Below are 24,699 nucleotides of genomic sequence, written 5' to 3'. Positions count from 1 at the left end.
ATTTGTGCCAAACGCTTCGAACTCCTCTATCTAGTTGAAAGAAAAGGGCGTATTCCCTTCAAAGAGTGTCTGCATTATGACTGGATTTGTCGGCTTCCCGACATTTGTCGTGTCGCAAACGCGACGCGCTCATTCCTTTTCGAACGGCTTCAGGGCGGAGTCGAACGGGATGAAGGCGCGGCCCGGTGTGGCGGGATTGTCCGGATCGTGGTCCTTGAGCACTTTGAAGACCCGGTGCGTGAGCGGGGAGGAGGTCGCAAAATCCTCGTAGGCCCGTTCCAGCATGGCGTGGGCCCGGGCCGCGATCACCTGGTCGGGTAGACCGGAAAAGTCCTCTTCCGCGAGGTATTGGCCCATGCGCTTCATGATGTGGAGTCGCGAAACGTTAAGCACCTTGGGGTCATAGGAGACGCCAAGCGCTGCGAAGAACTCCTCTGCAGCCGACAGGCTCTTCAGCCGCGCGAGGACGTCTTTTACGCCAATATGATGAGTCTTATTGGAACACCTGCTCATTGCATTCTCCCAGATCGGCAAACAGTGGTCTCGAGTTTGTTCCTACAAACTGAGATTTCTGCCGCGAAGTGCGGGCTTCGAGGGACGTAATGCGGTCGGCAAGCGGGCGATCGCGTCGGCAGCCCGCCGCATTCGACCGGGATGCCCACCAAGCACGTCGGAGAGGCCCATTCCGTATTTGCAGCCCGCGCGAGCCGCCGGCCTGGACAATGCTTCGAAAGCCTTCTGCCGGCTCGCTGGCGCGGGAAGAAGCAGTCTTGGCGGCGGCAATGCGTGTCGGTGGGCGTAATAATGGCTCCATTTTTCCTCAGTCCATCACATGTCTGCGGTCATGTTGCAGCGACCGTGCCAAACGAAGAAACCGCTGCGGCACAGCGCAATCTCTCTGACACTGCCATGAATCTCGTGCGCCATTGACGGGAAGATGTTGGGCAACCGACACGTACTGTGGGGGTTTGTCGAGTCCGCGACAAAGTGTCTTCGGCCTGAGTTCCTGCTGAACTCTTGCGTAAACCATTGACCAGCCTGCAGAAGATCTTTCCGAGCTTGCTTCGGCGCAATTGGCACGGCTGTTGAAGCCCCATTTTGGCGAGGCGGCAAAACTGTCGATGGAAAACCATGTCGTGGGCGCCCTCGGGATACATGGAACAAAGGAAGGAAAGCCTCATGTCAGGTCTGGGTCAGATGCCCTTTCTAGGGCAAAGCAGCAACGCCGGCGAATCGGGATCCCCGATTGGCCAATTGGTGTCGACACTCGCAATTGTTGACCAACGTTTGGTGGCCGGCGGCCGACTTGATATGGGATCACGCTCGGCATGTACCCGGTAGTGTCACAGCGTCCTCGCCGCCCACGAGGCACGCCCGGGCTCGAGCGGGTGCCGACGGCGCACGCTTCCCAATAAACTCTATTCCTGGGCGAGCACGGGATCGGGATCGAGCATAACCGCCCTCTAGCCGCTGAAGATCCCTGCAGGGCAGCTGATCCCAACAAGTAGGTGGAAGCGGTGCCGCTTTCCATCGACGCAAACGGAGCGCGTCGAATGGCTCGGCTTCCAGATCAGCCGAGCCATTCGCCGAGGCTACTCAGCTGAGAACGAGCAGGACGGGCCATGCATATTTTGATGTTCGGCAAGATGCCTCCTATCCAGGGGGGTGTTTCCAAGGCAACCTGGGTAGCGGCAACCGATCTTGTGACCGCGGGGCACACGGTAACCTTCATCTCTAACTCCAACAGCATGGGTTACGGATTCCGGCAAATGGCGTCGGCATCCAGCATAGAGGCGAAGGTTGCTCGCTTCGCGGGAAAGCTTGTGATCCGGCAGGTTAAGACGGTGCCAAGGCTCTCTTACATTCCATGGGCATCGCCGTACCTAAGTCAACTTTTGGGAAACGCCATCGCAGCCGCAAAGTCGCGTGCGCCCGACTTGGTGATTGGATGGTATCTTGAACCCTATGGCGTTGCGGCTTCTATCTTTGGTCGATTGGCCGACACACAGGTCGTATTGCGGCACGCCGGAAGCGACCTTGGCCGGTTGAGGAAAGTTGCCGATTTGACGCCACTCTATGACCACTGCCTAGCGACCGCAAGCCGCGTGGTGGCGAGCGAAAATCAAGATGCGGTGCAGATTCTCTTGGATGCGGGCGTCAGACGAGAAAGCCTTGTCCAAGCTCGCGGCAGGAGACTCGACGATTCGTTCTGGGACCCTACCCGATTTGACTTTGAGGTACTCGTCGAAGAGGCGGAGGCGTTCTTCAGCAACTACGGCTTCGAGCGCGACTTCCTGACGATGCTGACAGATTGGAATAGGGAAGGGTTGAGGTGCTCAGATCCGATCGTCGGCAGTTACGGGAAAATCGGCCCAGCGAAAGGGACTTACAGACTAATTGATGCGCTGGACCTTCTTGCGGGTCGCAACATCCCGGTCGCGTATCGCGCGCTGTGGAGTGCCGCACCTAATCGCTTTGTTCAGGTATTTAAGCACCTTGCCTCTAAGAAGCGGCTTAGAGGTCGAACAATCATCCTACCACCACTTCCACCGTGGGAGGTTCCGGCTTTTATAAGGTCTTGCTCAGTGATCACATTCCTGGAAAACAATTTTCCAATCACGTTTCATGAGCCTCAAGTTCCCCGAGAGGTGCTTGCGTGTGGCACATCGCTGGTGTTGAGCGGTGATATTTGTTCGAAGGTGTCTTTCGCCGCCGAACTGGTGGATCGGACAAATGTCCTGCGCGTCGAAGATCCCAACGATGTGGCTGAGTTGGCGTCGCTTTTAGAACTGGTTATCACAGATCGCCAAATTCGAGCGAGCCTCTCTCATCAGGGCAAGGCTCTTTCGCGTGCAATAGAATCGACGGCCCTTCCGCATGATCCACTGATCGACGTGATCAGGTCCATGTAGATGCTCCATGCTAAGCGGGCCGCGCATACCTGACGCAGACGTTGCTTCGTGATGTTTCTGCGCCCCTGAAGCAAAGTGGAGGAACCGGCATATCGTTACCCGTAATCCGCCACAGGCAGCGCTAAGGTGATTTCGACGAGCTTGGACGATACTCAGGCAGCCCGGGTAGCGGCGGTCAGGTGTTTCATTTCGAACCGAGCAACAGATTTGCCGATGGGGTGCTTTGTTTCTTCGGATCTCCCGCCGCTGAGTGGCGCTCAGGTCGTCAATGTTGCACTCGATATCGAACAGCTCATCAACCTGTTTGACCGGCTGCAGGGTGGCGAAACGGCTTTTTTCGCCGCACGACATGGCTGCCATTCGAAGAAATTGGTGGAGTGAAATGACCAGCCTCACTCATTTCCAAGGGATCAATCAGGTGCTGCACGACACAGTTCGTCGTAAAGCTTGACCAGTTGGGTTTCAGCGATGGTCGACTTGGTCTCGGAAGCCTTGGAGCGGACGCGGGCGATACTCGAGGCTGTCAGGTCCGGGTCGAGTTCGCGGCCTTTTTCCTTCAGTACATGTGCAATGGCAGTGGCGTCGGAGTGCTTGCCGATGACAGTCCGGTGGTGGCGGCCAATGAGGGCGGGGTCGGGTCTCTGACAAGTGCAGGGCTCCCTATGCAGCTCTGCGATATCCCGGCCTGTTTCATGAGTGAAGACATCTGCGCCGACCACCGGCTTGATGGCTGGTATCCGCCGGCCGGCAACGCGGGCTACGTGGGCGGCGAGCTCGGGTAACGCTATGAGGTCGATGCCGGTATTCGCGCGGTCGAGCATAGCCAGCGCAGCAGCCACCTCTTCGAGCGCGGCATTGCCGGCGCGCTCGCCGAGCCCGCCGACGGTAACGCTCGCATGACGGGCCCCGGCGCGGATCGCCGCAAGCGTGTTGGCGGTAGCAAGGCCGAAGTCGTTGCGGCCTTGAAATTCCAGATCCATCAGGTATTGCGACGCCATCTCGGATACAAGATCGAACGTCGAGAAAGGGTCGAGAACTCCGATCGTGTCGGCGAGCCTAACGCGGCTTGCGCCTGCGCGCGCAGCCGTCTCGATTACGTCGGCGAGATGAGCCCGATCGGCCCGCGATGCATCTTCGCATTCCACTGCGACGAAGAGACCGCGGGCGGCTGCGTGCCCGACCATCCTTTGGACGACTTCAAGCGCTCCTGCCCAGTCAAGGCTGAGCTTGCGGGTCAGTTGGATATCCGATGCGGGCAGAGACAGATTGACGGCGGGCACCCCGCTCTCAATTGCTGCGTCGAGATCCTCTGACAGCATCCGGCACCAGGTCAAGAGCCGAACGGGAGGCCCAATGTCACCACGGCGCGAACTGCCTCCATCTCTTCGGCGCCCATGCCTGGCGTGCGGATCTCGATTTCCGGGACGCCGATGGCCGCGAGGGACTCGGCAATTCCCACCTTTTCTGCCGTAGTGAAGGCGACGCCGGGCGCCTTCTCGCCGTCGCGCAGGGTCGTGTCGTTGAAAAAGATTTGACGTTCCATGAGCCGGGCCGCCTCTTCTCCTCAGGTCGGATCCGGCGGTGGTTCTTCGCCAGGTGATCGAGAGCGGTACATGTCGCGCAGCTTTTCGACTATTCCAGGCATCACTTCGAGAACCCGGTCCACATCCTCCTCGTTATTGTGCCGCGAAAAGGAGAACCGGATTGTCCCGTGTGCCGCGCTACGAGGGAAGTCCATTGCAGTCAAGACATGGCTCGGTTGCAGCGAGCCGGAGCTGCAAGCGGAGCCGGAGGAGCAGGCAATCCCATAACGACTGAGGAGGCGCAGCATGCCATCGGCTTCGACCTGGTCAAAGGCAATGTTCGCAGTGTTCGGCAACCGCTTCAGCGGATCGCCGGTGACGATGGCGTACGGAACACGCTTGAGAACACCTTTCTCCAAGCGGTCTCGCAGCGATCTTACCCGTGTGTTCTCGTCGTGCATGAATTGCACGGCGAGTTCGGCTGCTTTGCCGAGCCCGACTATGCCAGGCGTATTCTCGGTACCCGCGCGTCTGCCCCGTTCTTGATGCCCTCCCTTAATCAGCGAGTGGAAACGTACGCCACGCTTTATGTAAAGGGCGCCGATCCCCTTCGGACCGTGCAGTTTGTGGCCGGAGAGTGAAACCATGTCGATTGCGGTCGACTTGAGGTCCATTGGAACCTTGCCGACGGCCTGGACTGCGTCGGTATGGAAAAGGGCGCCTACCTCCTTTGCTAATTTTGCGAGCTCGATCGCGGGAAATATTGTTCCGGTTTCGTTATTCGCCCACATGATCGAGACGATTGCCACGCGTGGGCTCAGAGCGGCCTTGTATGCGTCGAGGTCAAGCCGGCCGAGGCGATCAACTGGGATCCTGTATACCTTGACGCTGCGCGTCTTCTCAAGATGCGCGCAGAGCGTCAGCACCGCCGGATGCTCGACCGCAGAAGTCACCATCTCCGTGCGCTCAGGCATCATCTCCAGCGCCGAAAGGATCGCTGCATTGTCGCTTTCCGTCCCGCCTGAGGTGAACACGATCTCGTAATCGAACTCCGCGCCGATCAGCGCTTGCAACTGCCGGCGTGCTTTTCTCACCGCCACGCCGACGGGAGAGCCAAACGCGTGCGCCGAAGAAGGATTTCCGTATTGATCCGTGAAAAATGGTAGCATGGCTTCAACCACTTCAGGATCGACGCGTGTCGTCGCGTTGTTGTCGAGATAGACAGATCTCATGGATGCACTCTCGGCCGGCGGCGAACAACATGAACATTCATTTGCTCCACCACATTGGTTGCGCGTCCGGTTATTGGTGACCGAGGCGGGCAGAAGTTTGATCACCGCGGTGGCCACGCGTGTCGCAGTCTCGGCAGCCCCCAGGTGAACGCATGCCCTTGACAGTGATGCTATATGTCGAATTTGCATCAGGGTTCTTTGTTTTGCGTACACGCCTCCTCTCAGGTAGCGAGGGCTTCGGCGAACACTGCTGCATTGCTCTCGACGGGCATTTCCTCCACTGCTTTGGAACACGTGCCTTCGCTGCCACGAGGCTCCGTGTCGTAAGTGACTTGCGGGATGGCCGTGAGACAGTTGGTTCGGATGCCCTTCTGATCATCCCTTCATCGACACTGAAGCTCTCGCAGAAGAGGGATTTCTCGCGATACCAGACGCGCCCCATGCCGCGGAAATTGCCGCTCGCAGCAAAACGCATTGCCGGACGGTGCGTCCTTTCCTGCGGCACTATGTCGATGAACCCCGCCGTGTCCCGATAAGTGAGTCGATGCGCTTCGTAGCCTGTCGTTCCGAAGATGCGTTCGGCAAATACCGACGAAGAGGCAATCGCAGAGCTGCAACGCAACAACCGGGATTTCCCGGTAGTGATCGCTTCCGCAACAGAATCGCTTCTAGTCATCGGTTCAAACGCATCGCTGCAGGAGATGGCGCCAATCTTAGCGGCATCAAGAACGCGAGCATTCATCACCTCGAAGAAGTATTCCTCGACCATTTCCCAAGAGTTCCACATGACCCTTCTCTCAGCGTCAGGTGTTCAGCCAAAGGACTTGCCGCAGGCGCACTTCTCTCTCGCGTTTGGGTTATCGAAGACAAATCCGGAGGATTCGACGCCCGTGACGAAGTCGACGATCATACCGTCGACCTGCGGCTGCGAGCCTGCGTCTACGAACACTTTAACCCCATCGGCCTCGATGACCGTGTCGTCCTCCCGCGGCATGCTTTCCAACCCCATCAGGTATTTAAAGCCTGCGCAGCCGCCTGCCTGAACCATGATGCGAAAACCTTCCGCCGGCTCGGCGGCTCGGGAAAGCGCAGCCTTCATGATGGCGACGGCGTTCTCGGTGAGCGTGATCATTCGACGGTGTCTCCTCGTTCCGGATGCGTTCGGGGGTAAGCGAGCATCTACCGTGCCAAAAGAGGTGGCGCCCGTTGAGAGAACGGATCACTGAGATGCAGTCGATGATCGAGGGACAGTCACACTTCCAGCCTTTCGGCTTATCCTATTGGGGTTTCGCAGATCTCAATAAGGGAGTTGGAAGCATGACTGCCTCTTATAATTACCATATCGGCGTCGACTACCACAAATCCTACAGCCATCTGGTTGTGCAGGACAGCAGTGGTAAGACGCTGCGCTCAGGTCGGGTGAAGAACGATCGCCAGTCGCTTGGCGGCTTTCTCGAGCGCTACCGCGAGAACTCGCATGCGGTCATCGAGGCGACGCGCAACTGGATGGTGATGTACGACTGGCTCGACGACATTTGTGATGATGTCGTGCTCGCCCATCCGCTGAAGGTCAAGGCGATCCCCGACGCCAAGATCAAAACCGACAAGATCGATACGACAGTGCTGGCGCATCTGCTTCGAGCCGACCTGGTGCCGGAAGCCTGGGCGCCAAAAGAGAAATCTCGGGACCTTCGCGTCGCGCTCCGAGTTCTTTTTTGGAAAAAACATGCACAAACAACATGATGGCTCTAACACTGTTTGTGTCCCATTGACGACATCGTCGAAGAGAGGACAAACACGAATTCGCCGCGGTCAATACTTCATCTGCTCTGCACGATACGGTTATTGGTTCGCCGAACCCTTGTCCGGAGGTTTCGACACCTTGATGGGGTGGGTCGAATAACGCTTTGCCTGCGGGGGCTGCCACTCCCGGCAGTCTCGCCGCGGAAGGGCCCGTCGGGCGCGTGTCGGCGCTGCTGGACCTTGCTCTTAACCTAGTGTGCCATAAGGGCGACCTTGACTTCGACCCTCACTCACTCGGTCGGTTCCAGCGTTTCGAAGTGAAACGGGCCGCGTACGCCGGTAGAAAAGCGCTCAGCCGCGTTGAGAGCTATCGTTAATTTTTCGTGAGGCGGAGAGTTGGGGAGGCAAAAAGCGCGCCCAATGCTATTTCTTGGCCACATCCGCAGGCCTCAAGGCTTTCGACCGACTCGCCGACCTGATAGTCCGCGGTGATTTTGAAGAGCCGTCCGGCATAGCCGACTAGGAAGGTTCCACCCTGCTCGGCTTCGTTGTGCCGCTGTGCGAAGCCGCCATCTTGCAGACATCGGCGGAGTGCGTTCACAAACTCGGTTACCATAAAAGCTAAAACATCAGTTTTGGCATGCCTTTCTGGCGGCTCGAAGGAGTGCGCCAACAGCTGGCCCATCCTGAAAAGCGGTCGTAAAACCGAAGATGAAGTCCTGCTTGCGGAAGACCTTGCGATCGGCCCGGATGGTAAGCGAGTGGCCCGACGAAGCAGCGCTATCGCCGCCGATGTGAACTGACCCGTTGTTGACTGAGCCGACAATGCACGTCATCCGCTGCTGCTCCTCCTGTGGTCTGCACCTAGCCTTCTAGATGTTTATTTTTGCGGCGAGCGGCCCGACTGCGGCCGTACCGCTTGCGTCTGCTTCAGAGTCAATAGCAAGGACCGTACCAAGCAGCGCCCAGGCTTGCGCAGCCTCACAGGCTCGAGGGCCTCGTCCTCCGTCTTGGGTAACGGCGCGATCGCCACTCAGGTGCGCCGCGTTCTCGCCTAGAGCCCTGACTAACCGTACTCGGGGGCAAAAGGAGCGGCGATGTCGCGTTTGTCGATTCCGAGACACTTTGTTCGATCAATCCTTGCTGTATCTCATCTACGTTATTGAAAAGGCGTAGAAAATGAGTTCCAAGAGTCTTGCTGCACGGCTGGCACGACTCTTGAAGGTCCCTTGTCACAAGGTGGCGGGAGCTGCCGACCGATATGACATCGATCGGTGGCAACGGAAGGACAAGCAGCATGTCAGATCGGCGTCAGATGCGAATTTTCTCGGGAACGGGCATCACCCGCGGAGTGCGAATATTCTATCAGCCCAGTCGGCGAAGACACTCACAAGCGCCCAGCACTGGCGAACGGCCGCGGATGGACCTCGAGATGGATTTCGAGGAACATGTGCTTGCCTGTGTTCTTTCGCGTGCGCTCGATGAGGTAGAGGCCGGTGAGGCTACGGCGACTGAGGCAACCGGCCTTTCGCGTGCCGAGTTGCTGGACATCCTGATCCGCATTTTCCCCACAAGCCTCATTCACGGCTTCTCCTTGGAAGAGGTGCGTGACTCCGAGCCAGGCATGGAAGAAGAACTTCTGCGTCGCCTGCTATTGACTCATGGCCGCCCCGCCGACCCCACAAGCGCCCGCTTTGCCAAAATCATCGCCCGGCGTGCCTTGCGCGATGGTCATCTCTGGGAGGAGCTCGGCCTCGTCGACCGGTCCGAACTCAGCCGTTTGCTTGCGACGCATTTCCCGACATTGGCGGCGGGCAACACAAACAACATGAAGTGGAAGAAGTATCTCTACCACAAGCTCTGCGAGGCCGAAGGCTTTTCGCTCTGTGCCGCACCGACTTGCCGGGAATGCAAAGAGTTCAAGAGTTGCTTCGGTCCGGAGGAAGGCTAGGGTACCTGCTCACCAGGATCGCGAGCGGGATCTTTAGTCAGGCCCTTGATCGCCCTTGACGGCGAACACGATTTTCGCGGCGGCGTTGCACGGAGGAGGGGATGTTCATTGCCTCCCGATATTTCGTGACGGTGCGGCGCGCGATGCTGATGCCGGTTTCCTTGAGTCGGGCGACGATTTCATCGTCGGAAAGCACTTCATCGGAGGATTCTGCGGCGATGATCGCCTTGATACGATGGCGGACAGCCTCAGCGGAATGCGCATCCCCGCCTTGAGTGGAGGCGATCGCGACTGTGAAAAAATACTTTAGTTCGAACACCCCGCGCGGAGTGAGCATATACTTGTTCGATGTCACCCGACTTACGGTCGACTCGTGCATGTCAATCGCGTCAGCGACGGTCTTGAGATTGAGCGGCCGCAGATGGGCGATGCCATGTTCCAGAAACACATCCTGCTGGCGCACGATTTCAGTCGCTACCTTGAGGATGGTCTTGGCGCGCTGATCGAGGCTGCGAACTAGCCAGCTTGCGTTTTCCAAGCATTCGTTCAGGAATGCCTGATCTGCTGGATTGTGGGCGGTCAGGCGAGAGACTTCGGCAAAATAGGACTGATTGATCAGCACTTTGGGCAGCGTGTCCGGATTAAGCTCGATCTGCCATCCACCACCGGGCGAGGGCAGGACCCAGACGTCGGGTATGATATAGTCCGGACCTCCGGATTGATATCGGTTACCAGGCTTGGGGTCGAGCGTCCGAATTTCATGCAACATGTCGAGAAGGTCGTCTTCATCAACTCCGCAATGCCGCGTCAATGCCTGAAAGTCGCGTTGCGCCAGCATCTCAAGATTGGCGACCAACGCTGCCATCGCTGGGTCAAATCGATCTCGCTGGCGCAACTGTATCTCAAGGCATTCGCTGAGAGTTCGTGCGAATATTCCCGGTGGATCAAAGAGCTGCAAGGTTTTGAGAACCCGGTCTACATCAGCCTCTCGGACATTCAGCCTCCGGGCCAGCTCCAACAGGTTTACATGGATATACCCAGTGTCCTCCAGATGATCGGTAAGCTCGCTCGCAATCAGCCGCTCCTGCTGCGTGAATGCAGTGAGGGCGATCTGCCGAGCGACGTGGTCGTGCAGTGTTTCCGTTGAGGCGACAAAATCTTCTAGAGCAGGCCTTTCCGCCGCGGCGGTATTGGCTGTGTCGCGGATCGATTTCCACTGGGTGAGCAGTTCCGAGGTCTCGGCCCTCGGCCCATCTACGTCGTGTTCCCGCGTGCAGATGTTTGGATCTTCTCCCGGCATCGACGATAGATCGCCAGAGGTCGCGCTATCGTTCGACGCTAACTCCAGGAATGGGTTCTTCTCCATCTCCTGCTCTACGAACTGATGCAGTTCAGCATGCGCCAGTTGTAGCAGCCGAATCGACGCGATGAGTTGAGGCGTCATTACGAACGATTGCTGCTGACGCTGAAGAAGGCTTACTGAGGACTCCATGTTGAGCGAAACTCCTGCCGAGCGGCGCATTGGGCCGTGCGTGATGGTAGCTGTGAGATGATCGCTCCTTAGGTCATGCGGCGGCCAGTTCCTTAAGCCTTTCAAGAATGTTTTGCGGAGAAGTGACGCCATAGGGGTCGGCTTCGCAGTTGTCCGATAAGCCTTCCTCTTCGAACCACTGCTCCACCACGCCGTTATTGATGATCGCAGCGTAGCGCCAGGAGCGCATACCGAATCCGAGATTGTCCTTGGCAACCAGCATGCCCATCTTGCGCGTGAATTCGCCCGAGCCGTCGGGAATGAGCTTCACGTTCTTCAGCCCCTGGGCCCTGCTCCAGGCGTTCATGACGAATGCATCGTTGACGGAGAGACAGTAGATCTCGTCGATGCGCTCCTTCCTGAACTCGGTGTAGAGGTCCTCGAAATCAGGCAGTTGGTAGGTGGAGCAGGTTGGCGTGAAGGCGCCTGGGAGCGAGAACAGAATTACGCGCTTGCCGCTGAAATAGTCGTCCGATGTCTTGTTTTCCCAACGGTACGGGTTTGCGCCACCAATAGACTCATCGCGAACACGCGTGCGAAAGGTGACGAAGGGAACCTTCCTCTTCATGGTCATCAATATTGCTCCTCTACAAGAAAACGGACGCATCGCTCTCGATGCCTGATGCGTACGGACCTTCGACTACATGCCGGTCGTGCAACTGCCATGCCATTTCGAGATGGGAGGGATCACGCTCTTTTTAGGCCGAGCAGCCTTGGCTCGCGCGGGTCGTCGCGTTTGCTTTGTTGTCCCGAAGTGAACCTTCATGTGTTCGAAGCCGGACAACAATGTCGAGGCTAATGATAGCTGTCAGATATCTTGGCGACCACCTCAAGAGAAGGGTACGCCAGGGGAGGCGGCCTGTTCTATGACGCAGCAATGAGTAATGCGGAAAGGAGGAATTATGCCCGTTGTCCAGGGTGAAGCTCGCGGTTAGCTTCGCAAACAGCATTGGTATCAGGAACTGGTATCCAAAAGCGCGCCGTAGAATCGAAGTCATGAGGGGGCTTGTACTCTTCCGTCACGGGTCGCCTCCATTTCTATGATAGGTTTGTCGAATGGCGCATATCATCCAGGTTGCACCGGTTCATGTTTAGGCGAGTGTTTGAGGTCGGATTGCATCGCGGCGTTTGCATGCGCTCTTCGGTGTCTAGCCGCAAACCGCCTTATGTTCGAAGTGGAACAACTATGTCGGAAACCGGACCTAACCAGTTAGGCAAGGCATGCAACCGGTGTGGACCATTGGTGCGGCCTAAACGGCACGCAATTTGCTTCGATGGTGGCAGGGCGGATGTCCGCAGTGCCTCGGAAAGCTCACCGGTGATTGACCAACATCTGAACTTCAGCGCGCGTAAGCTGAGCCTTCATGAACGAGAACCGACCCGGATGCCCTGCTGCTTAGATTCGCGGCAGATCACTTTTGCGCTGGTGCGCGGGTCGGCGCATGGTGCAGCAGAATCCAAGGCCCAACGGCCCTCGCCAGTAATCAACGCCGATGATCGCCGGGCCAATTTCACACGCGCGCATGAGTGCATGACCTTTGAGGAGAAACCACGTGGCCCGCAAACCGGTTCCAGATCATGTCCCGCCCGAAATGGTGAGGGACTTCAGCCTGTTCACGTCGCCTGGCATGCAACGCATGCCCAACGGGGATCCTCACGCAGCTGTCGCTTGCCTCCACGACGGGCCGCCCATCTTTTATTCTCCAAACAACACTCGAGATGGCCGGGGCACCTGGGTCATCACTCGCGCCAAGGACCAACGTCGATTGTTACAGGATACCGCGACGTTCTCGAGCCATCGCAGCATCTTCGCCTCGGCTCTGGGACAGAACTGGCCGATGATACCGCTGGAACTCGACCCACCAGCCCACGGCGTTTTTCGCTCGCTACTTAACCCGCTGTTTTCGCCCAAGCGGGTCATGGTTCTGGAGCCGGCCATCCGTGAGCGCGCGGTCTCGCTCATCGACAGGTTTTACGAGGCGAGCACAAGCTGCGACGTCATGAGAGATTTTGCTTTCCCCTTTGCCGTCAGTATTTTCCTCGGCTTTCTTGGGCTATCGGACGAGCAGCTCGACGTATTTGTCAGCTGGGGAAAGGATCTGCTCCACGGAGATAATGTCAAACGAACGGCGGCAGCCTTGGCGATTGTGGCGTTTATCGACGAACTTGCAGCCATGCGCCGCAAGGAACCGGCTGATGACTTCATGACCTTCGCAGTCGAGGCACAGGTCGATGGTCGCCCGCTGACCGATGAGGAAGTCCGGGGCATTGGCGTGCTTCTGTTCGTCGCAGGACTCGACACGGTCGCCACGGCCATCGGATTTGACCTCGCGCATCTCGCCCGCAACCCCGAAGACCAGCGATTGCTGCGGAGCGAACCGGATCGCATCGGGCTCGCGGCCGAAGAATTGCTGCGCGCCTATTCGACCGTACAGATGATCCGCGTGGCAACGAGAGACATTGATTTCGATGGCGCGCCGATCCGCAAGGGGGACTATGTTTCCTGCGCCACGATGATTTCCAATCGCGACCCGGCCGAATTCGAGAGCCCGAACACGATCGATTTAGGACGGGAAGACAACCGCCATACCGCCTTTGCCTATGGCCCCCATCGGTGTCTTGGTTCTCACCTTGCCCGGCGGGAGATCGTCATCGGCCTGGAGGAGTGGCTATCCCGCATTCCTGACTTCCGTATCAAGGAAGGTACAGCACCCATCACCTATGGCGGTCATGTGTTCGGAATCGAGAATCTGTTTGTGGACTGGTCCTGACCATAGGCGCGGGCAAACACACGGAGGTACCGCATGCGCATCATTGTCCACAACGACAAGTGCCAAGGGCATGCCCGATGCTGGGCGCAAGCGCCGGACATCTTCAAACTGGATGACGAGGGTTACGTTCTACCTGGAGACATCGAGGTAGCTGAGAGGGACGAACTCCTCGCGTCACGAGGCGCTCGATCCTGCCCCGAACGTGCGCTGGAAATCGATTGCACAGCCGATGCCTTGCTTGCTCGGTTATTGTTCAATCAAGCCTGTGGAGGGTTCAAGTAGAGCGCAGCGGCCAGGCCGGGTTTGCCTGAGCGCGGCTGCCGTACCGCCGAACACACGAAGATTGCACCTGCTGGGCTGGTTGCGCCGAAACGCCTCTTTCCAACTCAAAATTTGCGACAAGACCATGGACCACAAAAAAATCGCCGAATTGCTCGACCGCGAGGCAATCCGCGACTGTCTCTATCGGTACTGCCGCGGAATAGACCGGGCGGACGAGGCGGCGCTGCGAAGCTCCTACTGGCCCGATGCCAATGACAATCACGGCGCCTATTCCGGCTCCGTGGAAGGCTTCATCGAGTTCGCGCTCGGTGTCTTCAAGACCGAACCGCGCAACGTCCATCAGATCACGAATGTTCTGATCGAGTTCATCAGCCCGACAGAAGCCGCCGTCGAGAGCTATTTCACGGCGCTCCAACGCGGACCGGACGGCGGAAGGACAATCCGGCAGACGCTCCTTTGCGGCCGATACTGCGACCTGTTTGAGAAGAGGGAAGGGGAATGGCGAATTGCCGAGCGCACGGTGGTCTACGATTGGCTTGAGGAGCAGACCCCGCAGACGGCCTCAGAGAAAAAGCGGTTCGGTCTCCGACAGCCGATCGGAACATCGCATCCGGACGACCCGATCTACGCGCTTTGCAAGCGTCGCTCTCCTGCACGAAGGTGAGGCGATCGCTGCTCGCCGTACGCAACGGTTCCCTTTGGCGTGAAATTACTAACGCTGGTCAGGAGAACTTATCTCATGAGACAAGCAGAACGCGTCATCATTATTACAGGCGCTGCAGGGGGTATCGGCCGCGCCCTGGTCGATGCTTTTGCAGAGGATGGAGACACTGCCGTCGCCGCAGACCTCCCGGGCAGCGGCGTGCTCGAATTGGTCGCGGTCTGGGTAGCTCGCATCTCGGCGTTGAGTTCGATGTCTCGCGAGAGGAGGATATTCGTGCGCTTTACAACCGCGTCGAGGCACGGTTCGCGCAGGTCGCCGTGCTCATCAATAACGCGGCTATCGGGCCTTCGATAAGTGCGACCATTGACACCGGTGTCGACGTTTTCCGACGTGCCCTGGCAGTAAAGCTGATCGGCCCCTTTGCCATGGCTCGCGAAGCCGCGCGACGTATGCAGCCGAGCGGCGTCATAGTCAACGTCGCCTCGCTGGCGGGCGTGCTCTCCAATCCAAGAAGAAACGCCTACGCAGCCTCGAAAGCGGGCCTGATCTCGACCACGAAATCATTGGCATGCCAGTTGGCGCCGCGCGGCATCCGCGTCACGGCAGTATGTGCGCACGCCAATGCTCAGCCAACTGGAACGCAATGGCGAAATCGATCTCGCGGCGGTTCGTCGCCGCGTGCCGATGGGGCGAATGGCGCGTCCCGACGAGATCGCCCGGGTTGTGCGGTTTCTGGCCAGCCGGGAGGCTGGCTACATCAACGGGTCGTTTCTGACTGTTGATGGCGGTGTGTTTCAACCAGCCGGGCGACGCGCACCCGCCGGTGTATGGGACACCAGAAGCCGAACTCTCCCGTCCGGCCGAGTACAGCGCATCGCGCATCGTGCTTGTCACGGGCGGAGCCAACGGCACAGGCGCGGCCGTCGTTCGCCGCTTTGCCGCAAACGGCGACACCGTCGTAATAGCCGACAGAGATGGCGCTGCAGCGGAAGAGCTCATCGGTTCCCTCGGCGGCGAGCACGTGGCGAAAGCCGTGGACGTGGCCGTCGAAGGTGAGGTGGTGGGGCTGTTCGAAGAACTTCGAGGGCGCTTCGGACAGATCGACGTCCTGGCCAACAGTGCTGCCGTGGCCGATAGTTTTGGCCCAGGGAAACAACAAGTGCAGACAGAGCGCGTCCTGGATGTCAACCTTACCGGCGGCTTCACTTGCGCGCGTGAGGCGATCAAGATGATGCGGCCCGGAGGGGTGATCCTTAACGTTGCGTCGATCAAACTTTCTGCCGGCTGCAGCGCGCCACGTTTTTGAAGCCTCTCAAGGCGGGATCGAGATCCTGACCAGGTGCATGGCGGCCGAACTCGGACCCGGGGGCATTCGGACAGCCACCATCGCCCCTTGCCTTATCCGCGCGCCTGCCGCCGTTAAAACGTCGAGAAGGCAGCGGCCAGCGAAAGGAAGAGTGTCACCAAAGCCAAGATATCACTGCTGCGCTGCTGCTACGCCAGCGATCACGAGGCGGAGATCAACAGCTATCTCGAGAACGCCCGCTTTCAGCGACGACTATCTGAAGCGTTGCAACAGCGTCGCCAGCAGAGCCAGGACGGTTATCTGCTGGAGGAAGCCCCGACGCAACAGGACCTGTCGTTTGAAATCCTGCGCGAGAACCTGCCGATCGGCAGTGTGAATCGCGTAATCGATCGCCTACTTGAAGAAATCAGTGTGCTAAAGCCGTCTCAGATTGCCATCCAGACGCAACTGGGCGATTTCGACCAGAAAATGATGCTGAGGCACATTGAACTCTGAGGAGACAAGATCATCCCGGCGATCAACTCGGCTACGCACCAACGGCCCGGCCGCGACTCAATCCGGCCACGCTCGACGTGAGTGGCGCCAAGGCCGGAGCGGCGCAATTTAAGCAAGTTCTAAGCCGTAAACGGTTGATGTTTACTTGACTTGCCCCCGCAAGTGACCGGGTTCGCGCTCGTCGTGCCACGGACCAAGCGGATCCAGATTCAGCTTCAGGAATCTATCGTCTACCTCGATGCCGAAGCCGTCGGGCGTCTTGCCCTCGGGAAAGTTCTCGGCCGCATGCGCCATCCAACCGAGCGAGATGTCGGAGAGGCGGGCTTCGTTTTCCGGATAGCTACCGCCGACATTGGAGTGGTTTCCGGCGAACCACACCTGCTGCAGCCAATCCGGATGCTGGAAAACATCGCGCAAGGGCTGCCCCGCACTTTCAGCGCGAGAGCAGGGTCCTTGTCGGGCAGTTGCTGCGCCGGTGTCGGCATTGAGACAAAATGCCAGAAACCTGACGCTACGCGCCGCTACGAAGTGCCTGCTGAGCCTGCGAATTCACTTCGGCACGCGACTTGCTTTGTTCCGGCATCATCACCAATCGCAGTGCGATGGTCATCGGGACGGACACGGCGCGCCTCGCTGTTCGCGTCTGGTCCGTTCCGACGGTTTGCTGTGGCAATAACTTGGCGCCCGGTTGTGGACCGAGAAAATGCAGGGAAGTGTTGGATGCGATCTAGGGTTCTTCTTTTGGGAGCCACAACAATTGCGCTCGTCGCGAGCGGTGCAACCAAGCGGCAGATCCTGAGCGAGGAGTGAAACTGCCACCGGCGGTGTGGGACTGGTCCGGAGGCTGTATTGGCGGACACGTCGGTGGCGGATACGCTCGAACCTGCTTCACCAATCCTACAGCCAGTCGATCTATGGCGATGCCGACAGGTTCGATGTCACCCGGCGGCACAACCCGCACCTGTCGTTCGGTCGGGGCCGCATTCTGCCTGGGCGCTGCGCTGGCGCTCCTGGAATTGCGATGCGCCTTCCCCGTGCTGTTCGTGCGGCTGGAGAATCTGGCGCTGACCATCGCCGCGCAGGACGTCGTCTACAGCCGTCTTACGTCATTCGCTGCCCGCAGCGCCTGCCGGTCACCTTCCGCCCTTCCATCGCTTCGAGAGTGAAGTGCCGCCATGTCCGAACAACCGTTGCCGACGCTGCCGATGTGGCGCGTCGAGCACATCGAGCCTTCGCCCGAGATGTTGGCGCTACGCGCCAACGGTCCGATCCACCGCGTGCGTTTCCCGTCCGGGCACGAAGGCTGGTGGGTGACAGGCTACGACGAGGCCAAGGCGGTACTGTCCGACGCGGCGTTCCGGCCCGCGGGAATGCCGCCGGCGGCATTCACCCCGGATTCGGTGATTCTCGGTTCGCCGGGGTGGCTGGTCTCGCACGAGGGGGGCGAGCATGCCCGGTTGCGCGCGATCGTAGCGCAGTTTGCGGCCTACCAGAACGTGTTGTCTCCCAGCGGACTTGGATGGCTTGTTGTGCCCGCAAGGCTAGACGGCAGCGAAACGCGATACAATCGCTTTTTCCCACCGCCGCCTCGGGTGACGACCGCATAAATGCGCCCCCTGGAGAAATGTGGCGGCGACCGCCTTGATTTCGAACAATTTGTATTACTAATAAAGAATGCTGTCAGTTTGGGATAGAAACCATCCACGATATGGATAGATAACGGAATGCGGTTCAAGGGCCTTGATCTAAATCTCCTGGTCGCGCTCGACGCTTTGATGATCGAGCGCAATCTCACGGCGGCGGCGCGCCGCATCAATCTCAGCCAGCCGGCGATGAGCGCGGCCGTCGGCCGGTTGCGCACCTATTTCGATGATGAGCTGTTTACGCTGGTTGGCCGCGAATTCATCCCCACGCCGCGCGCGGAAGGGCTCGCCTCGGCGGTGCGCGAGGCTCTGCTGCGGATCCAGCACTCCATTCTGTCCTGGGAACCGTTCAAGCCGGCCCAGTCAAATCGCCGCTTCAAGATCGTGCTCTCCGACTACGTCACACTCGTCTTTTTCGAAAAGATCGTTGAGCGTGCGGCGCGGGAAGCTCCCGGGGTCAGCTTCGATTGTCTGCCGATTGGCGACGACTTCGAGGAGCTACTCCGGCGGGGCGACGTCGATTTTCTGATCATGCCGGAAGCATTCATGTCGCTGGATCCTCACGCAGTACTGTTTGAGGACACGTTTGTGTGCGTCGGTTGCCGCTCGAACGAGCAGCTGTCAGAGCCACTCACATTCGAGAGATACATGTCACTGGGCCACGTTGCCGTGAAGTTCGGAAATACGCGGAAGCCCTCTTTCGAAGAATGGTATTTGCTCGAGCATGGTATCAAGAGACGCATCGAGGTCGCAGTACAGGGCTTCAGCATGGTTCCGCCCATGCTGTTGGGCACCGAGCGTGTAGGGACCATTCCCCTACGGTTGGCGCAGCATTTCGCCAAATCGATACCTCTTCAGATAGTCGAGCTTCCGCTGCCACTCCCACTCCCACCGTTCATCGAAGCAATCCAATGGCCGGCTTTTCACGATAGTGATCCGGCAAGTCTCTGGATGCGCGAGCTGCTGGTAGAGGAGGCGTCGCGTATGGTCTCGCCGCGTGCCCCGGAAACTCTGGAGGGTCCCGGCATTCAACAGGTTGTTCAATAGCACCCGCGCGACGAGGGATTGCTCGCGACAAGTGCGCCTCCTCGTCTCCGGTCTTCCATGAAGATGGTGGTGCCGCGCTGAGATCCCTTTTCAATGTCCTCGGCGCAAGCGTCTTACCTAAGGGCCGGTGACAGCCCGCTTCGGTCAAGCCCCTGTCTCGATAGAACCAGAGACGCGGATTCCAGTGTGTCGCGCCTGTCGAAGACCGCGCAAAGGCAATCCTCCGTCGGCCGTTGTGGCATTTTAGCACTCGCGACCGATGAGTGCTAAAAAGTTGGTCGCCTGCTCTTGAATTCAATTTTCCACAGGACCAGATCAACCACTGCCAGTTACCGGAACGGACTCGCTCGTCCGGAGTGCATCGGTCCGGCGAAGAGCATTATCAATTCGTTCATTCAGGAGGAAGGCATGAAGTTCCAACCGCTCCACGATCGCATTCTTGTCCGCCGCGTCTCGTCCGAAGAGAAAACGAAAGCCGGCATTATCATCCCCGATACAGCCCAGGAGAAACCGCAGCAAGGCGAGGTGATCGCCGTCGGTCCGGGGGCTCGCAACGAGCAAGGTCAACTGGTCGAGCTGGACGTCAAGGTCGGAGATCGCGTGCTCTTCGGCAAATGGTCGGGCACGGAGATCAAGATCGATGGTGAGGACCTGCTGATCCTCAAGGAACCCGACGTACTCGGCGTCATCGAAGATTTGGGCGCGGACAAAAAGGCCGCCTGAGGGCTGGGCTGCCACCCACTAGAATTCAGCGAAGGAGTGAACAATGGGTGTAAAAGACGTAAAATTCCATTCCGATGCCCGAGATCGCATGTTGCGCGGCGTCGATACGCTTGCCAACGCAGTCAAGGTGACGCTGGGGCCGAAAGGCCGCAATGTCGTAATCGACAAGTCCTTCGGCGCACCGCGCATCACCAAGGATGGCGTTACCGTGGCGAAGGAGATCGAGCTCGAAGACAAGTTCGAGAACATGGGTGCGCAGATGTTGCGCGAGGTGGCGTCGAAAACGAGCGACATCGCCGGCGACGGCACCACGACCGCCACGGTACTCGCGCAGGCGATCGTCAGGGAAGGTGCCAAGGCCGTTGCCTCCGGCATGAACCCGATGGACTTGAAACGAGGCATCGACCTCGCAGTCGATACGCTCGTCGCCGAGCTCAAAGCCAACGCGCGGGGGGTCTCCAAGAATGAGGAAATCGCCCAGGTCGGCACCATCTCGGCGAATGGCGACGCGGAGATCGGCCGTTATCTCGCCGAAGCAATGGAGAAGGTCGGCAATGACGGCGTGATCACGGTCGAGGAAGCCAAGACCGCGGAGACGGAACTTGAGGTGGTCGAGGGAATGCAGTTCGACCGGGGTTACATCTCACCCTATTTCATCACGAACCAGGATAAGATGCGGGTGGAGTTCGAGGATCCCTATATCTTGATCCACGAAAAGAAACTCTCCAACCTGCAGGCGATGCTCCCCGTTCTCGAAGTGGCCGTACAATCGGGAAAGCCTCTCCTCATCATCGCCGAGGATGTCGAAGGCGAGGCGCTTGCCACCCTCGTCGTCAACAAGCTGCGCGGCGGATTGAAGGTCGCGGCCGTTAAGGCCCCCGGCTTCGGCGACCGGCGCAAGGCAATGCTCGAGGACATCGCCATCCTGACGGCCGGCACCGTGATCTCCGAAGACCTCGGCATCAAGCTCGAAAACGTCACGCTCGAGATGCTCGGCCGCGCCAAGAAGGTCTCGATCGAGAAGGAGAACACGACGATCATCAACGGCGCCGGCGCCAAAGCCGACATTGACGGCCGCGTCGCGCAGATCAAGGTGCAGGTCGAAGAGACGACGTCCGACTACGATCGCGAGAAGCTGCAGGAGCGCCTCGCCAAGCTCGCCGGCGGCGTCGCGGTCATCCGCGTTGGCGGCTCGACGGAAGTCGAAGTGAAGGAACGGAAGGACCGCGTCGATGATGCGCTGCATGCAACGCGTGCGGCAGTTGAGGAAGGCATCCTGCCGGGTGGCGGTGTGGCGCTGCTGCGAGCAGTCAAGGCTCTCGATGGCGTGCAGACCGTCAATGAAGACCAGAGGGTCGGTGTCGAGATCGTTCGCCGCGCCATCGAAGCTCCGGCGCGGCAGATCGCGGAAAACGCCGGTGCGGAAGGTTCAATCATCGTCGGCAAGCTACGCGAGAAGGCGGAATTCTCCTATGGCTGGAATGCCCAGACGGGCGAATTTGGCGACCTCGTCTCGATGGGCGTAATCGACCCCGCCAAGGTCGTCCGCACAGCGCTGCAGGATGCGGCCTCGATCGCCGGCCTGCTCGTCACCACCGAAGCGATGATTGCCGAGAAGCCCAAGAAGGAGGCTCCGCCGGCAATGCCGCCGGGCGGTGGAATGGACTTCTAGTCCCGCCTGAACCCGCGTTTCGCATCATCGGCTAGCGAGAGCTTCAGGTAAAGTGCGTTCGTCCCCTCACGGAAACCAGCGGTCGTTGGTGTTCCAGCGGCTCACGGCGGGGGGGGGCGAATGCCCTCCACTCTTAGGGCTTTACGGCCGTGCGTGTCTGTCGAAGTCGAAGATGTAGCGGCGCCGACGTTTACAAGGCTCGATCTCGGCGTCGCGACCCGTCACAAGGGACACGACTCTAGCCGGTGTGGCATGCCCGAAATATTATGCGGTGCAACCGTGTACGCAGCCCTGCTGTGGATTGTTGGACATCCTCCCACGAAGCCGGCTCCAGATGATCATCGGCACGATCACACCCGCCAAGCACCCGGCGCACTGTGGCCAGCCCCGATTGCCCTTCGAGACGTCGTATTCGAGCGGGAGGACGCGTGGCTGTCGGCTGTGTCGATTCCGCGGCCACATTGTTTGGCCCGTCCCTCGATGCACCCTCACTTAAACATTTGAAAGAACCGAAAAACGTCCGCCACGCTTGTTGGCGCGAATGGCACGATGTTTGAGGCCCCTTGGAGCGGGGCGTTAGCAACATGGTGACGGCGTGTGCTGCCGACAAACGGTCGGCGTAATCGGTGGAGTAAGGCTCCACCACAATTGTCTGCGCCTCGCGAAGTCACGTCGGAGGGTGTTTTCTTGACGTGCTCGAAAGATCACCACCGGTGGGTTGCTCCGTTTTTAGCGCGCTTCAGAAAGAGAGGAAGCGAGTATGAAGAAGCTTGTGTTTTCTGACCTTGAAAAGCGCATCTCAAGCCGCAGTGCTGCCAAGACAGTTGGTGTAAGTGGTTGTTTTACTCGTCAATTGGTAAAGCTAGTGATGCCTTTGTCCGGTCCAGTACAATCATCGTGTTCAATCCTCTTATTTCGGAGTTTTCGTAGAGAAAGCGACGGCTAAATTCTTCATATTCGGCCAAGTCCCGCATTGAGATTGTAAGAACGAAATCGGCATCACCTGCTACATAGTAGGCGTTCATGATCTCAGGCGTGCGCTGGATAGTTTGTTTGAATCTGTCGATGACATCCAGGCGCTCGCGCTTGAGATTGATAGAGACAACCATGAGCATGGGCCGGCCCACCGCTTCTGGCGAAACCACGGCAATATCAGCCTCAATGACACGAGCTTCCCTAAGTCGTTTCAATCGCCGCTGACAAGCGGTGTTCGATACGCCAGCAAGTTCGCCCAATTCTTCTGTAGTAAGACGGTTGTTGTGTTGCACGGCGTTGAGAATCTTTCGATCAATTTGATCTAAATCCATTCTGGATCTCCGAAATTTGGACCTTTGCCGACGCGAATAAGTCGATGGGCATCCCGAGGTGGTCGGGTCCGAAGGTGGCGCGTATGTGCTCCGATTCGGAGAGCAGAAGATTGCATGGCGGCGCCATCGCCCGAGTAAAAACTCCTGTCGGTGATCACCACGACGTGCTCGCCATGCGCATCCGAGGCCGCGCCGCTGTGGAAAGTGTCCACGGGATGACCAGACCGTGTGCTTGAGTGGCTGAATTGCGCAACTCGCTTAGTTGGGGCGAAAGCGCACATCTTCCAGCCAGCGGCGGCCTGTGTAACCAGCCGCTGATAATACAGTTGTAGCCCTATTGGCAGGAGCACAACAGAGGGGACCGATTGGGTCCGGTAGCGTACACAAAAAGGCCGGGCTGAACCCGACCTTGCTGCGGCCAAAGCCAGTACGTCCATGGTCAAGGGCCACATGGTCATTTTATGATCGGCGAGCATGGCGAGATTCCACAAGCCGTGGCGGTGTCACTATGTGGCCTTTGCACTCAGGAGGTTGGGGTCTCGCCAGCAGCGTGACGCACGTATCGCTAGTTCAGCAGGAACGTGGAGGTGGGCACTCGAAGTGCCGCCGCGATGCGCCTGAGCTTGTCCGGGTCGACATCATCACCTAGTTCAATCCTTGTGATTTCCGCGCCAGTCAGTCCGCAGGTCAAGGCAAGATCCTCGACGCTATATCCCACCGCTTCGCGAGATCGCCGAACAGCGTCACCGATGTCGACGTATGCTCCGTTCGTGACAGGCGCACCTGCATTGCTCGTTGAATCTGTCATAAAGTACTCCTTCGATCATGCTCTATTATAAGGGAGCGGGCAGCTACAGGGGCAGGCAAACCGATCATGCTGCAGTGCAGCATAATCGCGGTAAGTATGACAATTGCAAGGCAGGCGCTGCATGATCCATGCCGTCCGGTGATGACCACTTTGCGAGCCAGGAATCTTTCGACGCCTGCATTGCCGATCGCGCGCCTTGTGCAAAGAGAAGCATGTAAGAACTGCTAGTCCGGGGCCGCAGAGGGAGGCTCGCCTACCCTCCCAAGTGAAGGCGGATGTGGATTCCGGGAAACTGCCGGGTCACGGCGAGCCGAACCTTTATTGTGGGGCGGCCGACATAGTGCGCCTGCGCGTGCCGGCGAAAGTCGCCCGGACCTGCTCAGACATCAGCTTCGCGTCGAATTGGATGATTGTCTGCCAAGTTGCACTCAGCGCGGGCTTTCTTTCCCCCTCGATCTCCACTGTCGCGTCATAGATGATCATCAGCATGCTTGCGGCACAGAAGCGGGCGTCGGCCATGGTGAAGCGGCCGCGCACGCGTGCGCCGCTCTTGACCGGCGCCATGAAGCGAACTTTGTCGAAGCCGTAATTTATGGCCATGGTCAGTTCGCGGATCTTCGGCAGGCAATTGTAGTTCATCGCCGAGAGCAGCGAGAGACATAGGAACCCATGCGCGATCGTGCCGCCGAACGGCGTCTCCGTTGCTGCGCGCACCGGGTCGGTGTGGATGAACTGGAAGTCGCCCGTCGCCTGGGCGAAGTTGTTGATGGTCTCTTGTGTCACAGTGATCCAGTCGGAGACGCCGATCTCCCTACCGATCAAGCTCCTGACATCGGAGAGCGAGATTTCTTGCGGCATGTAGTCACCCTGATGGAGGGCCTCGCAGCTGAACTGTAGTTGTTTGGCCCAGGGCTCTAGAAGCGCGGCGGCACGATTGTAGGACGCTATTGGAGCAGTCGCACGACGGACAACGGTCACGTGGGGACCGTGCCGCTTTTGCGTCCCGCTGCGGTTGACCACGACAGGAGTCGCATGGACCTGCCTTAGCCGCGCTGAGATGGTGATCCGTGACCAATAAAGGACATCCTA

The 24,699-nt window shown here is 58.7% G+C and carries 22 protein-coding genes and 6 pseudogenes; 15 read left to right on the top strand and 13 right to left on the bottom strand.

Features of this window, described 5'->3' with window-relative positions:
- Positions 1-129: 129 nt before the first annotated feature.
- A complete protein-coding gene (gene nifW, locus N0Q91_RS00370; RefSeq protein WP_275596252.1) occupies positions 130-513 on the bottom strand; it encodes a nitrogenase stabilizing/protective protein NifW in 384 nt (127 codons plus the stop codon).
- Positions 514-1,622: 1,109 nt separating this feature from the next.
- On the opposite strand from nifW, the gene N0Q91_RS00365 reads away from it, so the two are divergent.
- Together N0Q91_RS00365 and N0Q91_RS00360 are read left to right on the top strand one after the other, a co-directional pair.
- Positions 1,623-2,912 (top strand): glycosyltransferase, encoded by a 1,290-nt coding sequence (locus tag N0Q91_RS00365; protein WP_275596251.1) that lies wholly within the window; start codon positions 1,623-1,625, stop codon positions 2,910-2,912.
- 141 nt (positions 2,913-3,053) lie between these two features.
- On the top strand, positions 3,054-3,293 hold the full coding sequence (locus N0Q91_RS00360) for a hypothetical protein (protein WP_275596250.1): 240 nt from the start codon (positions 3,054-3,056) through the stop codon (positions 3,291-3,293).
- A 29-nt stretch (positions 3,294-3,322) separates the two neighbouring features.
- On the opposite strand, the gene N0Q91_RS00355 is transcribed toward N0Q91_RS00360, so the two are convergent.
- From N0Q91_RS00355 to N0Q91_RS00335, 5 genes are all read right to left on the bottom strand, one after another.
- Entirely contained in the window at positions 3,323-4,192 is an 870-nt protein-coding gene (locus N0Q91_RS00355) for a hydroxymethylglutaryl-CoA lyase-like TIM-barrel protein (RefSeq protein WP_275596249.1), read from the bottom strand.
- 50 nt (positions 4,193-4,242) lie between these two features.
- A complete protein-coding gene (locus N0Q91_RS00350) occupies positions 4,243-4,455 on the bottom strand; it encodes a hydroxymethylglutaryl-CoA lyase-like TIM-barrel protein (RefSeq protein ID WP_275596248.1) in 213 nt (70 codons plus the stop codon).
- Positions 4,456-4,476: 21 nt separating this feature from the next.
- Complete coding sequence (gene nifS, locus N0Q91_RS00345; RefSeq protein WP_275596247.1) at positions 4,477-5,667, bottom strand: cysteine desulfurase NifS; 1,191 nt, start codon at positions 5,665-5,667, stop codon at positions 4,477-4,479.
- A 70-nt stretch (positions 5,668-5,737) separates the two neighbouring features.
- Positions 5,738-6,343, bottom strand: a complete 606-nt coding sequence (locus tag N0Q91_RS00340; protein WP_375341918.1) for an iron-sulfur cluster assembly scaffold protein — start codon at positions 6,341-6,343, stop codon at positions 5,738-5,740.
- A 135-nt stretch (positions 6,344-6,478) separates the two neighbouring features.
- Positions 6,479-6,799, bottom strand: a complete 321-nt coding sequence (locus N0Q91_RS00335) for an iron-sulfur cluster assembly accessory protein (RefSeq protein ID WP_275596246.1) — start codon at positions 6,797-6,799, stop codon at positions 6,479-6,481.
- A 185-nt stretch (positions 6,800-6,984) separates the two neighbouring features.
- Between N0Q91_RS00335 and N0Q91_RS00330 the strand changes: the two are divergent.
- Positions 6,985-7,374 (top strand): annotated as a pseudogene (locus tag N0Q91_RS00330) (IS110 family transposase); the annotation flags it as partial.
- Positions 7,375-7,700: 326 nt separating this feature from the next.
- On the opposite strand, the pseudogene N0Q91_RS00325 reads toward N0Q91_RS00330, so the two are convergent.
- Positions 7,701-8,246: pseudogene (locus N0Q91_RS00325) on the bottom strand (hypothetical protein).
- Positions 8,247-8,830: 584 nt separating this feature from the next.
- Between N0Q91_RS00325 and N0Q91_RS00320 the strand changes: the two are divergent.
- Positions 8,831-9,361 (top strand): nitrogen fixation protein NifQ, encoded by a 531-nt coding sequence (locus N0Q91_RS00320; RefSeq protein WP_345774954.1) that lies wholly within the window; start codon positions 8,831-8,833, stop codon positions 9,359-9,361.
- A gap of 37 nt (positions 9,362-9,398) precedes the next feature.
- Here the strand turns inward: N0Q91_RS00320 and rpoN are convergent, their stop codons facing one another.
- Both rpoN and N0Q91_RS00310 read right to left on the bottom strand, forming a co-directional pair.
- Positions 9,399-10,853: an RNA polymerase factor sigma-54 gene (gene rpoN / locus N0Q91_RS00315; RefSeq protein ID WP_275596243.1), complete on the bottom strand. Its 1,455-nt coding sequence runs from the start codon at positions 10,851-10,853 to the stop codon at positions 9,399-9,401.
- 73 nt (positions 10,854-10,926) lie between these two features.
- Positions 10,927-11,466 carry a peroxiredoxin gene (locus N0Q91_RS00310; protein WP_085034634.1) on the bottom strand — a complete coding sequence of 180 codons (540 nt, stop codon included), beginning with the start codon at positions 11,464-11,466 and terminating at the stop codon, positions 10,927-10,929.
- A gap of 1,018 nt (positions 11,467-12,484) precedes the next feature.
- On the opposite strand from N0Q91_RS00310, the gene N0Q91_RS00305 reads away from it, so the two are divergent.
- From N0Q91_RS00305 to N0Q91_RS00280, 6 genes and pseudogenes are all read left to right on the top strand, one after another.
- Positions 12,485-13,663, top strand: coding sequence for a cytochrome P450 (locus tag N0Q91_RS00305; protein WP_275596382.1), 1,179 nt, complete (start codon positions 12,485-12,487; stop codon positions 13,661-13,663).
- A 33-nt stretch (positions 13,664-13,696) separates the two neighbouring features.
- On the top strand, positions 13,697-13,945 hold the full coding sequence (locus tag N0Q91_RS00300) for a ferredoxin (protein ID WP_275596242.1): 249 nt from the start codon (positions 13,697-13,699) through the stop codon (positions 13,943-13,945).
- Between the two features lie 124 nt (positions 13,946-14,069).
- Positions 14,070-14,609 (top strand): nuclear transport factor 2 family protein, encoded by a 540-nt coding sequence (locus N0Q91_RS00295; RefSeq protein ID WP_275596241.1) that lies wholly within the window; start codon positions 14,070-14,072, stop codon positions 14,607-14,609.
- Positions 14,606-15,341 (top strand): annotated as a pseudogene (locus N0Q91_RS00290) (SDR family NAD(P)-dependent oxidoreductase); the annotation flags it as partial. The gene N0Q91_RS00295 and the pseudogene N0Q91_RS00290, both read left to right, overlap by 4 nt.
- A gap of 49 nt (positions 15,342-15,390) precedes the next feature.
- On the top strand, positions 15,391-15,915 hold the full coding sequence (locus tag N0Q91_RS00285) for an SDR family NAD(P)-dependent oxidoreductase (protein ID WP_375341858.1): 525 nt from the start codon (positions 15,391-15,393) through the stop codon (positions 15,913-15,915).
- Between the two features lie 120 nt (positions 15,916-16,035).
- Positions 16,036-16,410, top strand: a pseudogene (locus tag N0Q91_RS00280) (LLM class flavin-dependent oxidoreductase); the annotation flags it as partial.
- A 141-nt stretch (positions 16,411-16,551) separates the two neighbouring features.
- Here N0Q91_RS00280 and N0Q91_RS00275 read toward each other — a convergent pair.
- Entirely contained in the window at positions 16,552-16,827 is a 276-nt protein-coding gene (locus N0Q91_RS00275; RefSeq protein WP_375341859.1) for a phospholipase effector Tle1 domain-containing protein, read from the bottom strand.
- 505 nt (positions 16,828-17,332) lie between these two features.
- Here N0Q91_RS00275 and N0Q91_RS00270 point away from each other — a divergent pair.
- The 5 genes and pseudogenes from N0Q91_RS00270 to groL all read left to right on the top strand — a co-directional run.
- Positions 17,333-17,566 (top strand): annotated as a pseudogene (locus tag N0Q91_RS00270) (cytochrome P450); the annotation flags it as partial.
- Between the two features lie 19 nt (positions 17,567-17,585).
- Positions 17,586-17,885, top strand: a pseudogene (locus N0Q91_RS00265) (cytochrome P450); the annotation flags it as partial.
- 249 nt (positions 17,886-18,134) lie between these two features.
- Complete coding sequence (gene nodD2, locus N0Q91_RS00260; RefSeq protein ID WP_275596239.1) at positions 18,135-19,100, top strand: transcriptional regulator NodD2; 966 nt, start codon at positions 18,135-18,137, stop codon at positions 19,098-19,100.
- A 408-nt stretch (positions 19,101-19,508) separates the two neighbouring features.
- Positions 19,509-19,823: a co-chaperone GroES gene (gene groES / locus N0Q91_RS00255; protein WP_275596238.1), complete on the top strand. Its 315-nt coding sequence runs from the start codon at positions 19,509-19,511 to the stop codon at positions 19,821-19,823.
- Between the two features lie 43 nt (positions 19,824-19,866).
- Entirely contained in the window at positions 19,867-21,495 is a 1,629-nt protein-coding gene (groL, locus tag N0Q91_RS00250; RefSeq protein ID WP_275596237.1) for a chaperonin GroEL, read from the top strand.
- Positions 21,496-22,337: 842 nt separating this feature from the next.
- Here the strand turns inward: groL and N0Q91_RS00245 are convergent.
- The 3 genes from N0Q91_RS00245 to N0Q91_RS00235 all read right to left on the bottom strand — a co-directional run bounded on the left by N0Q91_RS00245 (position 22,338) and on the right by N0Q91_RS00235 (position 24,468).
- Complete coding sequence (locus tag N0Q91_RS00245) at positions 22,338-22,802, bottom strand: Lrp/AsnC family transcriptional regulator (protein ID WP_275596236.1); 465 nt, start codon at positions 22,800-22,802, stop codon at positions 22,338-22,340.
- A 565-nt stretch (positions 22,803-23,367) separates the two neighbouring features.
- Entirely contained in the window at positions 23,368-23,610 is a 243-nt protein-coding gene (locus tag N0Q91_RS00240; RefSeq protein ID WP_275596235.1) for a helix-turn-helix domain-containing protein, read from the bottom strand.
- 318 nt (positions 23,611-23,928) lie between these two features.
- Positions 23,929-24,468 carry a MaoC family dehydratase gene (locus N0Q91_RS00235; protein WP_275596381.1) on the bottom strand — a complete coding sequence of 180 codons (540 nt, stop codon included), beginning with the start codon at positions 24,466-24,468 and terminating at the stop codon, positions 23,929-23,931.
- Positions 24,469-24,699: the final 231 nt, after the last annotated feature.

The sequence above is a fragment of the Sinorhizobium prairiense genome, from assembly GCF_029201645.2.
GTDB lineage: Bacteria > Pseudomonadota > Alphaproteobacteria > Rhizobiales > Rhizobiaceae > Sinorhizobium > Sinorhizobium meliloti_A.
Note: the sequence above shows the minus strand (reverse complement) of the source record. Positions and strands in the feature narration are given on the sequence as shown.